We start from the raw sequence: 11958 nt of genomic DNA, 5'->3' as shown, positions 1-11958 counted from the left end.
TACCGATAATCCGAACCTTTGCTCCATTTGTAGCTGGAATGGGAAGGATGACTTACGGGAGGTTTATCAGCTACAATATTATTGGAGCAGTGATGTGGGTAGCATTATTTATAGCCGGAGGGTACTTCTTTGGCAATATACCTACTGTTAAAGAGAATTTTACCCTTGTAATATTTGCGATCATATTTATTTCTTTATTGCCGGGAGTAGCTACCTTTATAAATAATAAAAGGACAAAAACTTCTGAAGAAAGAGCTTAAACTTACACATTTGCAGGCTACAACAAAATTAAGCTGGTTATCATAGAAGGTAAATAACGATCAACAGGAGGATTAAGTATGAGTTTTTTTTCAAGATCAAGAAGTAAAGGACGTTACCCATATCAGAATCATGGCGGTGGCCATTATAAAAGACCACATGGCAGGGGAGGAATATTTGGGAAAATCTTTGATGCCTTAACAGGTTCAAAAAGGCATTTACAGTCCTACTCAAATCGCCACAACGCGCATTATCCAAACCGGCATCACCGTAAAAGCTCGTGGTCTTGAACCTATTTAGACATGATAAAATATTTATGCCCTCGGACCGGATAGCTGAATATACCGTTGAGAAAATAATAGGAGAAGGCCGGTATGGTATCTGTTATCAGGTTTCTCATGGTCAGAAAACGTATATACTCAAGCAACTAAAAAGGGGAATGCTGAAGAAAGAAGGAGCAAAGGCCCGGTTTGAGGAAGATATTTTAAAGATATTACAGCATGAGAGCGTTCCCCGGTTAATTAAAAAGATTGAGCTTGAGGATTTCTGCGGCTATGTACTTGAATTCAAGGAAGGTAGAACTTTCGAGGATATTATTTATCTTGACAAGCGCGTGTTTGAAAGAGAAGAGATATACAGAGTAGGAAGCCAGCTTGTCGGAATTTTAAAGTACTTGCATTCAAAGAGTATAGTCCATAGAGACATAAGGGTGCCAAATACATTGTATGATGGTCAAAAGGTTAACCTTGTTGATTTTGGGCTTGCCCGCTGGATTAATAACAAGAAATACAGGGCAGACATGGACTTTGCATTTTTAGGAGATTTCCTTCTTCATCTGTATTACTCTTCTTTTGAATTCAAAGGTGACAAGAAACGTCCCTGGTATGATGAATTGCATTTGCATCAAAAGGAACTGTTATTTTTAAAAAGGCTTATGGGTGTAGAGCAAAGGTATAAAAGCATTTTAGAAGTGGAGTACGAATTTTACGAGACGTTTGAAGCTTTTAAATGAAAGGCTGGTGCAAAGTTGGATTAAGAAGAAATTTATGATTTATTTTTAAAAGCTACCCTCAAAAAATAATAAACTGTTGCGAATAACTCAGTGAAGACAGGGGGTGGTCAGTGGAAAAGAATCGAATGTAAGATTATTCAATAAAGCAGCGCCATTGTAGTTAATTTGTGAATTTTAGTAATTAGTTTGGAAGGATGATTTTAATGAAAAGTTTAAAAAATACGCTAATGGTAAGTACATTGTCTCTTGGGCTGATAATGGGAGCCGTAGCAGCAGTTAGTGCTGCTACATCAGGAACGTCTGTGGACCCTAGCACTACTGCAACTGTAACAACCAGTACCCCTGCAACCGACCCAGCTACAACTGTTACCCCTGCAACCGACCCGGCTACAACTGTCCCCCCTGTAACCGACCCAGTTACAACTGTCACCCCAGCAACTGACCCAGTTGCAACTGTTACCCCGGCACCAGTCACCCCAGCACACGTTACCCAAGCACACGTTACCCCAGCACCAGTTAGCCCAGCACCAGTTAGCCCAGCACCAGTTACCCCCGCACCAGTCACCCCCGTACCAGTTACCCCCGCACCAGTCACCCCCGTACCAGTTACCCCCGCACCTGTCACTCCAGCGCCTGTCACCCCTGCACAAAACAATTATCACTACAATGACGGACATTCAAATATGAATCCCCAACAACACCAGCAAATGCATATTACCCAACCGAGCCAAAGTGCTCAACCATCCAGTCCGAGTAAAAGCACAATGAACGGACATAGTAATAATACTAATCAAAATAATAACGAGAATCATAACACTAATATGGGTGAGAATCATATGTCCGGTAGCCAATCCGGTCATGAATGATAAGAACTACTGAATAACTTTAACTGGGCTGAAACAATCTGAGCCAGCCCAGTTAAATCCTCAGAAATATCTTGAAATAAACAACACTCTAAGGCAGCTTCAACTGAAACAACAGAATGGTACATTCAAATTACGGTAGTTTCCCTTAACTTACTTAAATATATTGGTGTATTATGGTAAAAAACTCAATATTAAGGTTAGACAAGTATTAGTTTTTGTAGTTAAACAAGTCCCTTCCGAACGTTTATTGAACGTTTAGAGGGGCTTTTATTTTAGTATTATTTCTGTGCAGTAACCAATACTTATACTGGTGCAACGGGAAGCAACGAAGCAACCGGGGCAACAGGAGCACTTCCGATGCAAAACAGGTTCCTTACCAACAAAAAATCTTCCTTTAATAAAATTGCCAAAAGGACTCGATTCTTCGTTTTGGGAGACAATATTTTTTGCTTTGGGCTTTAAAGGTATTGTACTTGTTCTACCAAAATCAAACACAACAGAGCAGTAAACATATTATAGGTATTACTATCCGTTAGGACGCTGGTAAAACCTATTAGGGGCGCTTAAAGGAAAGACCCAGAAGGGAATGGTAATTCATTTTTAGCAGTCGAGCTGTGGATTATTTTCTGAGGGAAGAATTGAAGGATGGAGATACTTGAAATGTTACAAAAATGTTAACTTATCGTGATTATTCTGTAAAGTTACTTGGTTATACTTTAGTTAAATCTTTGGAAAGGGGTTGCATTAAATGAAAAGAAGGTTATCAATTATTTTTGCTTCATTAGTTATCCTCACAATGGTTGCTGTTCCTACATATGCAGCTATTACAGACCAACAAAAAACCGAAATCAATGCTCTCAACAAACAAATGGCAGAGACTCAAAAGCAGATCGTGGACAAATATGCTGAGGCTGGAGAGATATCCAAGGCTCAAGCAGATGCCACAAAAGCCAATATTGACGCTAGTGAACAATATCGTCAGCAGTATAGTCAACAACAACCGGGCCAGATTGCGCCAAATCCTGGGTATGCTCCGGGTTCTGGCTACGGAAACGGTTGTTGTGGCGGAGCTAATTACTATGGAGGAATGTGGTAGGACGGTTATGGTACAAGTTGTTAAAAACACGGGGAAAACCAATTGGTTTTTCCCGTGTTTTTGTTATTATGTCTATCAGTAGGTATCTTTCATTTACCACCCATTTTGTAGTAGCGGACAGGTAACCTATTGTATTTTACGCTTACAGAATGTTATAATGCGTTTTATTCGCCATCACCTAGGAAGTTAGCTCACATTTGCGGAAAACCAAGAAAATTAAGGAGGTTATAAGTTAATGCAGAGAAGATTGGTCTTTGCGATGGCTCTATTACTTCAATTAAGTGTTTCTCTAGGGTTAGGGGTCGTAGTCACTTATGGCTATACCCATGATCGGGCACCGTCAGGGTTGATTGCATGGGGCCGGGATTTTTCTGGATTGAGTAGAATTCAATTATCATCACAATTAAAGAATGAGATTCCGAATGCCGTTACATACAAAGAACATGTATACCCTCTGAAGATGGATGGTTCTGATGCAGAAATTGAGGCGTGGTTAGATCAAGTGTTTCCGGTTAAGACTGTCATTGATGCCCTTAATAATCTTGCACGTCCCTCCGTATTCATCTCACCGAATAACATTGGTTTGAATAAAGAAGAAATTATTTCACAGTTGCAATCATTAAGTAAGATTATTAACAAACCTATGCGTCCGGCAAGGATTGCTTATTTGGACAGTAGATTGGAAAAGACAGCTGGGCAAGCAGGGCAGGAATTAGATATCGAAGAAACTTGGCTGAAAATAGTGAGTAGTTATGGACAGAAACAGGTTGAAGTAGTTGTAAAAGACGTGCCAGTTCTACCTAATGTTGAGGACATAACTAAAATTCAGAGTGTTTTAGGGGATTACACGACGTATTTTGATCCTCAGGATGTAGCACGTACAAAAAACGTGCGTTTAGCTGCTATGGCTTTGAATAATCATTTGATTCCACCGGGCCAAGAATTTTCTTTTAACGATGTCGTTGGAGAACGTACAGAGGCTGCCGGATATATGCAAGCATCTATCTTTGCGGGTCAGTCTGTGATCAAAGGGGATGGAGGGGGCGTATGCCAAGATTCCAGCACACTCTATCAAGCTGTCCGCCAGTCTCGTTTAACTATAGTAGAGAAAAACAATCATTCCTTGCCTGTAGCGTACGCGTCAAAAGGGCAAGATGCAACAGTATCCTACGGCATACTTGATTTCCGCTTTCGAAATGACACGAAAGGGTACCTTTTAATCAGTGCAAGAACAGGGGAGGGATGTTTAAGAATTCGACTGTTTGGATTAGCAGACGATAAACACCCAGTGCTTCTAAATTCAAAGGGTTATCCCACTCTTCGGGAATGGGATAATGACATTACATAGCGTTGGGGAGCTGACTGAAAATGTCTAAGGGGATCATTTTCAGTCAGCTCAATTTTTATCAATGTGCCCGACCGTAGATAACGGACTAGTCTATGTATAAGAGGTTAAACATCTTACCAAAATTGGACCTTTAACGGTGCGCGTGGATGTCTTGATCTCTATATTTTGTGCCCTCAAGCAGTTTGTCGGCACTATAAACACTATCGGAGTCAATGAAATCCAGAAAGTTGCTAAAATCTGATTTTGACATTATTGACCCTGATTTGCACGATAACCCTCGTCAAGTTAGTCAAGTGGACTGTTTGAAAAAGTCTCTAGACTTTGTAGAAAACTCTAAAGAGCTGTGGTATTATTATTGTGTTATATATAAACATTAATGAAAAGCTATGTGGCTTTAATTCTTTATACTTGGGTTGGTCAAGAGTTAGGAGGGAACCGACGATCGCATTTAGAGATTTTAAATGTCCGGAAGGGTCAGATACTAGCGGTTTTACAGAGGAAGTAGTGAAAAAAGTAGGGCTGCCTTTTCCAGAAGCTTACACTTACGGAGAAGGGATGGCAAAGATTGCTTGCACCGTAAGGGAAGTAGAAGGAGGCCACCTCTGTATGCTGTCTTTCTGTCATACCGTGGCAGCGGAGAACTATGGTGGCAATATCAAGCTGGGATCGGCGACGATTGGGCCACGTTGCGAAGAACCAGTGTGCAGAGATGAAGAGGATTTGTTGGGGTTACCCGATTTGGATTTTGAGAAAGGTCGATTAAAAGAGACCTTAGAAGCTGTTAAACTTCTTAAAGCAGCAAAGGAAGCGGTTGGCATCGAGATCTGTGGCCCAATAACGACCTTAAATAATTTAATCGATATCGGCGGACTCTTTAAGATCTGGAGAAAAAATCCGGAAGTAATTCAAAAAGTCGTAGAGAAGATGCGCCTCCAGCTGTTACGTTATATTGAAAAATCCCTGGAAGCAGGGGTGGACTTCATAGCCTATGAAGATCCGGCGGGGGGGCTCAATATCCTCGGGCCCAAATACTTTAAACAGCAGGGTCGTCATTTTTCAAAACCTTTTGTAGAAGAAGCACTGAATATAATTGGCGGACAGCTAGTAATGCATCTGTGTCCCAAGACCGCACTTCAGTTGGTGGGGCTGGGAATGGCTGAGTGGGAAGGCTACACTTTACCAGAGCCCATGCCCTATGCCCAAGCCTGTTTGGAACTTCGGGGTAAAATCAACTTGGTAGGTAATGTCTGTATCCATAATCGTAATCGCATACTTAAAGATGCTCAGATCAAGACGTTAAAGCTTCTAACACTTTAATTTAATAAAATCAGAAATAACAAGGAGGATTTGCTATGCATCCACAAGACCAAATGACGCCCAATGAACGGCTTCAAGCCTTCATGAAAGGGGATAGAATGGATCGCATTCTTGCGATGCCTATCTTGGTTTCCATCTCGCACAGAGTGGCGGGAATAACCCATCGGGAAAAACGTGCTTCAGCAGAAAAGCAGGCCCAGTCGCAAATCGATTGTTATAAAAGTTATGGTAATGATCTGATGATCATTGAATATGGACTTCATGGCGTAGGAACAGCACTGGGGACAGAAATGAATGATCCTGAGGATAGTCTGCCTGCAATTGTGAATCATGTTTTACAAGACCTTAAAGATATCGATCGACTGGATTTCAATAAGACGAAAAAAGAAAATGACCCCTGGTTTGCCAAAACTTTAGAGGCTTGTGAAATCTGTCAGGAAAAGATGGGACACGAGGTCCCAACTGGGGTGCTGATTGCAGGGCCTTTTACAGCTGTATCGAGTATTTATCCCACTGAAAATCTTTTAAGAGCAACCCGTAAAAATCCCGCAGCTATCCACCAATTGCTACGCTTGTGTACTGATGCTCTTAAAGATATATACAAAGAATATATCAAACGGGGCATCATTATTGCCATGTGTGATCCGATTGCATCCGGGACCCTCCTCAAGAAAAGCCAGTACACAGAATTCGTAAAGCCCTACGCTACGGAACTGATGGAGCATATTCATGAATTGGGGGGTATGTGTTGTTATCATATATGTGGTAATACGACGAGTATTGTGACCGATATGGTGGATACAGGACCGGATATGCTCAGCATTGATAACCTTGTGGATCTGGAATATGTGAAAGGACAAGTGGGAGAGCGTTTACCCATACTGGGTAATGTACCTCCTGTCGATGTGCTTATGCTGGGGTCTAGAGAGGATATTTATGAATCTGTTAAGACCTGCATCCGCAAGGGAAAAGACAGCTCGAAAGGGTATATTATTGCTTCCGGTTGTGATGTTACACAAAATGTTCCTATAGAAAATATCGCTCATATGATGGAAGCGGTTCGCAAGTACGGACGCTACCCTCTCGATGAAGGGTTGTTAAATGAACCAGCAACTGACCATAAGTAGGACTAATTTAAGAAGGTGAAGGTGAAAGGTTATGGCTAAGTCAAAAGAAGAATTATTACAGCAATTATCTGATTGCGTATTCGAAATGGAAGATGAAAGTGTAGCAGGTGTAGCCAACGAATATATAGAAGCAGGCTACGAAGCTCTTGACGGGGTTCTTAAAGGGCTTGTTGATGGGATGAGTCGTGCTGGTCAAATGTATGAAGAAGAAGAGTATTTCGTCACTGACCTTTTGGTGTGTTCCGATGCTATGTATAATGGTCTGGAAGTCTTAAAACCCCATCTGCCTCAGGAGGAGGGTGCTGGCGCTGTCAACTACAAATGTGTTATCGGCGTCGTAGAAGGGGATACCCATGATATCGGTAAAAATCTTGTACGTATTATGTTAGAGACGGCAGGATTTGAAATGTATGACTTGGGCAGAGATGTGCCACTGATAAGTTTCGTAGAAAAAGCAAAGGACGTGAATGCGCAGCTAATATGTCTTTCCACACTTATGACTACCACCATGCCTGGTATGAAAGAAGTCGTGGATATGCTGAAAAAAGAAGGACTTAAAGACAAAGTAAAAGTCATGATTGGCGGTGGGCCTATCTCCCAGGCTTATTGTGATCAAATCAGCGCTGATGGTTATGCCGTCAATGCTATTGGAGCAGTTTCCTTAGCTAAAAAATTGGTGGGAATGGCTTAAACACTGGAGCAGAAAGGAAGTACCATGAACTCTAAAGAAAGACTTTTAAGCGCTTTAAAGGGTGCTACGACCGATCGCTCACCATGTATTTGCCCAGGTGGAATGATGAATATGGTGGTTACTGCTTTGATGGATAAGGCAAATATTCACTTGCCAGAAGCACATACAGATCCCAATAAAATGGCAGGACTAGCCAGAGCAGTCTATGATTATGGTTGTTTCGAAAATTATGGCGTACCTTTCTGTATGACCATCGAAGCAGAACAGATGGGTGCCGTCGTGGACTTAGGTTCCGCTATCTACGAACCCCATGTCACAGGATATGTCATCGATAACCCTTCCCAATGGAGGGAATTAAGACCTTTCAATCCCTATGGCAACCGGGCAAAAGTGGTGCTGGATGCCATTAAAATTCTGAAAAAACACGATGATCATGTACCTATTATCGGTAATCTCTCTGGGCCTATAAGTGTTGCAGCTTCTCTCATGGAACCAGTAAATTACTATAAGGCATTAAGACGCAATAAAGAAGATGCTCATGCTCTTATGAATTTCGTTACTGAAGCGCTCATTGATTTTGGCAAGGCTCAGATCGAAGCAGGAGCAGATGTGATAGCTATCTCTGACCCTAGTGGCACAGGGGAAATCTTAGGTCCACGTTTATTTGATGAATATGTGGTGACCTATGTGAATCAGTTGATTGATGGACTCCACGAGATGAATCCGGAATTACCAATCATTGTGCACATTTGCGGGAAGATGCATAAAGTTTATGAAGAACTGAATAAAATTCGTGCCGATGCCCATAGCTTTGACTCTATTGTCAGCATCAAAGAGTCGAAAAAAATGATGCCTGCAAAGATTATGATAGGTAATGTAAGTACCTATGCTCTGGAATTTGCTGATGCAGATCGCATTCGCGTCCTGACCCAGAAGGTGATGGATGATGGGTCAGATATCATCGCGCCTGCTTGTGGTCTGGGAACTAAGACCTCTCTGGAAAATATTCAGGCGATGTTACATATTGTTAAGGAAAGTAGCATGAGGCTTAGGAGCTAGGGGCTTCGTACTGGAAGACGGGGTTTTAGAATGCATACAATTGTTTTACCAAGACAAAATTTGAAATTTACTTATGATATAGACGTAGAGGACAGCCTCCTAAATATTCTTATCGCACAGCAGATTTTCATTGAAAGCCCCTGTGGGGGACGAAGTAGCTGTGGCAAGTGTAAGATTAAACATTTAGGAGGGAATCTTCCACCACTATCTTTCGATGAGAAACAACGCCTTACAAAAAAAGAGATTGAGGAAGGTATTCGTTTAGCCTGTCTTATCTATCCTGCAGCGGATCTGGAGATCGACATTATCGATCAGGAGGAAAATCATCAAGTTCTAACAGGAGGCTATGTACCGCAATATAAACGGGATACGGCGATCTGGAAAAAGACTATCGAGATCACAAAGCCCACCCTGGAAGACCAAACTCCTTATGAAGTGCTGTTTAAAAAGGTGCTGGATATCAATCATCTGCCCTGGGATGTGCTCCGCCAAATTACCTTGGGGGAGGGAACGTATACTGCAGTATTCAATCAGGATATGCTTATCGGTCTTGAAAAAGGGGATACCAGTGAGATGCTTTACGGCGTTGCAGTCGATATCGGAACGACCACCGTTGTAGCTTCACTGATCAATTTAAGGACAGGAGAAGAAATTGATAGCGAAGCGGCTATCAATGCCCAGAAAAATTTTGGTCAGGATGTGCTTACTCGCATCACCTATGTGCTCGATCATGGTAAGAACGGACGGGATCAGTTACAGAAGGCCATTGTCGATTCCTTAAATGAGATGCTCCAGACCATGTGCGGTAGGCAACAACTCTCCCCTTCTTTCATCTATGAAGTCGCCATTTCAGCTAATTGCACTATGATGCATATGGTTTTGGGGGTTGATCCGCTATCGATTGGAAAATCACCTTATGCCCCGATTTTTGTAGAGGAGAAAGATATTTCAGCGCTAGATATTGGTTTGACTGCGCTTTCCTCCTTTGGTCGGGTATATTGTCTACCAGCCGTTTCCTCCTATATTGGAGCAGATATCGTGGCTGGGGCTTATGTGGCAAGGCTCCATAACAGGACGGATAAAGTGCTCTTTATCGATATCGGTACCAACGGGGAAATCGTCCTGTCCGACAGGGGGAAATTAGTGTCTTGCTCCTGTGCAGCGGGACCGGCCCTTGAAGGGATGAATATCAGTAACGGTATGCGTGCTGCCGATGGGGCCATTGAGGAAGTCCGTTTCGATAACGAAAAGGGCTTTGTTCTGGAGGTTATCGGAAATAAAACCCCGATAGGTTTATGTGGTAGTGGGATAATGGCAGCTTTACGAGAACTGTTAAAACATAATTTTGTCAATGCCCGTGGAAATATCGTTAAGCCTGAGGAGTTAGAGTTCGGGGACCCGAGACTGTCCTATATCGACCTCGATGGCAAGAAACGACGAATTTGTATTAGAGAGGGCCCACAGAAAATCCTGATTACCCAGGGGGATATTCGTCAGGTCCAACTGGCAAAGAGTGCGATATTATCAGGGTTTGTAGCGCTGGTAAATGCTATGGATCTCACATTGTCGGATCTGGATGAGGTGATCGTGGCCGGTCAGTTCGGCGCTCATCTTCCTGTAGAAAGTCTGGTAGGGACGGGTATTTTACCGAAGGCTGTCCAAGAAAAGATCACCTATATCGGTAATTCCTCAAAAACGGGGGCTTTTCTGGCCTTGATGTCCCTTGAAACCCGTCATGAGATGGTAACGCTTGCCAGAGCATTCGATTATCTCGAATTGAGCGTTACAAAGGGTTATGAACGATTATTCGTTGAGTGCTCGCAATTTAATGTGACATAGAGCATTATTTTGTTATGTGTAAGGAGTTAAAAGTAATGAATGTTTTACTGTTTGGCGGATTCTTAGGTTCGGGCAAAACTTCAATTATATTGCAGGTCGCTCGATACCTTGTAGAAGGATTTTCGACACGACAGTTGGATAGTGATAAACCGTCCTTGGTAATTATTGAAAATGAAGTTGGGGAAGCGGGTATTGATGATAAAATCCTTAAAGCAGAAGGGCTAAGTGTTCGGGAACTTTTTGCTGGGTGTATCTGCTGCACGCTGAACGCAGAGCTTACTGTATGTCTTAATGAAATTCGGGAGGAATTGTCGCCCCAATGGGTGATTATTGAGACAACGGGAATGGCCTTCCCGCATAAAATCGCGGAAACGATCACTAAGTTTGGTAAGGGCATTGATAGTCTGAAAACGATTGTTGTGGCTGATGCTGAGCGATGGGATGACCTTTCGATGATCATGCCTGGTTTATTAGAAGAGCAAATTGTTAAAGCAAACATCATTCTCTTGAACAAAATCGATTGTTTAGAACCTGAGCAAATTAGCGACGTCGAAGAAAGCATTAGAAGGATAAATTCTAATGCACTTTTCTATGCAATATCTGCGCATGATGAGGTTGATCCGCAAATCTGGCGTATGGCGGTGACGTATAGTGAGTGAGCATTGGCACGAACACTTGCCTGAGCACTCACATCAACAACCTTCACTTGAGTGCTCAACTAAGCATTCTGATCCTGCAATCTTTTCTGAAACTCATGATTTGGCGTTTATGGAAAAGGTAACATCCGATAAGATTCTACAAGCTCTCACTCTATGGGTTGGAGAGATTAGAGATTGGACAAATGATAATGCTTATTTGGTTGGACATATTAAAGTCTTTGTTGAAGGTCAAGAGAATTTATGGTTATCTTCTACAGGTAGGAGCATAAATATCAAACACTCACAAGGGTGGAGTGAATGGTCTATTGACAGAGTCACCCTATGCGTGACGGCCATTGTTTTTGGTATGTCAAAGAAAACATTAGGGGAAGTAGCACAAGAGAGTCTTCAGGCGTGTCTTAATGGTATAAATTAAATACATAATCGGTTCTTCAAATCCAATAAATGGTTCAGTGTTTTAGTAATCTAGTCAGATTGAATACTCAACAAAAATCAATGAATTTTATATCAAGCGCCGATACGGGTAAAGCTGTACCGGCGTTTGATTTGCTATGTATTTGTCTATAATCGCTTACGCTAGAACTGGTAATTGCAATGTATCTCCAAATTGTGCCTAATATTGATACAAATTTGTTACAAACTTGATGGGCTTTGGCATCAAATTGTTACAATTTGGGTCTATAATA

General features: G+C 42.0%; 11 protein-coding genes and 1 pseudogene. 11 read left to right on the top strand and 1 reads right to left on the bottom strand.

The genetic code is table 11. From position 1 onward, the window contains the following. Window positions 1-260, top strand: a pseudogene (locus UF75_RS29090) (hypothetical protein); the annotation flags it as partial. Window positions 261-574: 314 nt separating this feature from the next. Next, entirely contained in the window at window positions 575-1270 is a 696-nt protein-coding gene (locus UF75_RS12465; RefSeq protein ID WP_045574925.1) for a protein kinase family protein, read from the top strand. A gap of 181 nt (window positions 1271-1451) precedes the next feature. Here UF75_RS12465 and UF75_RS29085 read toward each other — a convergent pair whose 3' ends face one another. Continuing rightward, window positions 1452-1925: a hypothetical protein gene (locus tag UF75_RS29085; RefSeq protein WP_045574918.1), complete on the bottom strand. Its 474-nt coding sequence runs from the start codon at window positions 1923-1925 to the stop codon at window positions 1452-1454. A gap of 959 nt (window positions 1926-2884) precedes the next feature. Between UF75_RS29085 and UF75_RS12455 the strand changes: the two genes are divergently transcribed. From UF75_RS12455 to UF75_RS12415, 9 genes are all read left to right on the top strand, one after another. Further along, entirely contained in the window at window positions 2885-3232 is a 348-nt protein-coding gene (locus UF75_RS12455; protein WP_045574917.1) for a YckD family protein, read from the top strand. Window positions 3233-3467: 235 nt separating this feature from the next. Continuing rightward, window positions 3468-4580, top strand: coding sequence for a VanW family protein (locus UF75_RS12450; protein WP_045574916.1), 1113 nt, complete (start codon window positions 3468-3470; stop codon window positions 4578-4580). 408 nt (window positions 4581-4988) lie between these two features. Beyond that, on the top strand, window positions 4989-5897 hold the full coding sequence (locus tag UF75_RS12445; protein ID WP_242860220.1) for a uroporphyrinogen decarboxylase family protein: 909 nt from the start codon (window positions 4989-4991) through the stop codon (window positions 5895-5897). A gap of 35 nt (window positions 5898-5932) precedes the next feature. Continuing rightward, a complete protein-coding gene (locus UF75_RS12440; protein WP_045574915.1) occupies window positions 5933-7024 on the top strand; it encodes a uroporphyrinogen decarboxylase family protein in 1092 nt (363 codons plus the stop codon). Window positions 7025-7055: 31 nt separating this feature from the next. Then, on the top strand, window positions 7056-7715 hold the full coding sequence (locus tag UF75_RS12435) for a corrinoid protein (protein ID WP_045574914.1): 660 nt from the start codon (window positions 7056-7058) through the stop codon (window positions 7713-7715). 24 nt (window positions 7716-7739) lie between these two features. Next, window positions 7740-8774: a methylcobamide--CoM methyltransferase gene (locus tag UF75_RS12430; protein WP_045574913.1), complete on the top strand. Its 1035-nt coding sequence runs from the start codon at window positions 7740-7742 to the stop codon at window positions 8772-8774. 30 nt (window positions 8775-8804) lie between these two features. Beyond that, entirely contained in the window at window positions 8805-10613 is a 1809-nt protein-coding gene (locus UF75_RS12425) for an ASKHA domain-containing protein (protein WP_045574912.1), read from the top strand. Window positions 10614-10648: 35 nt separating this feature from the next. After that, on the top strand, window positions 10649-11272 hold the full coding sequence (locus UF75_RS12420; protein ID WP_045574911.1) for a GTP-binding protein: 624 nt from the start codon (window positions 10649-10651) through the stop codon (window positions 11270-11272). Beyond that, a complete protein-coding gene (locus UF75_RS12415) occupies window positions 11265-11687 on the top strand; it encodes a hypothetical protein (protein WP_242860219.1) in 423 nt (140 codons plus the stop codon). The genes UF75_RS12420 and UF75_RS12415 overlap by 8 nt, the downstream gene beginning before the upstream one ends. Window positions 11688-11958 lie beyond the last annotated feature (271 nt).

Origin of the sequence: Desulfosporosinus sp. I2 (assembly GCF_000960765.1) — a bacterium.
In the GTDB taxonomy this organism is placed as follows: Bacteria; Bacillota; Desulfitobacteriia; order Desulfitobacteriales; family Desulfitobacteriaceae; genus Desulfosporosinus.
The sequence above is the reverse complement of the archived record's forward strand: the minus strand, read 5'-3'. Positions and strand labels throughout refer to the sequence as shown.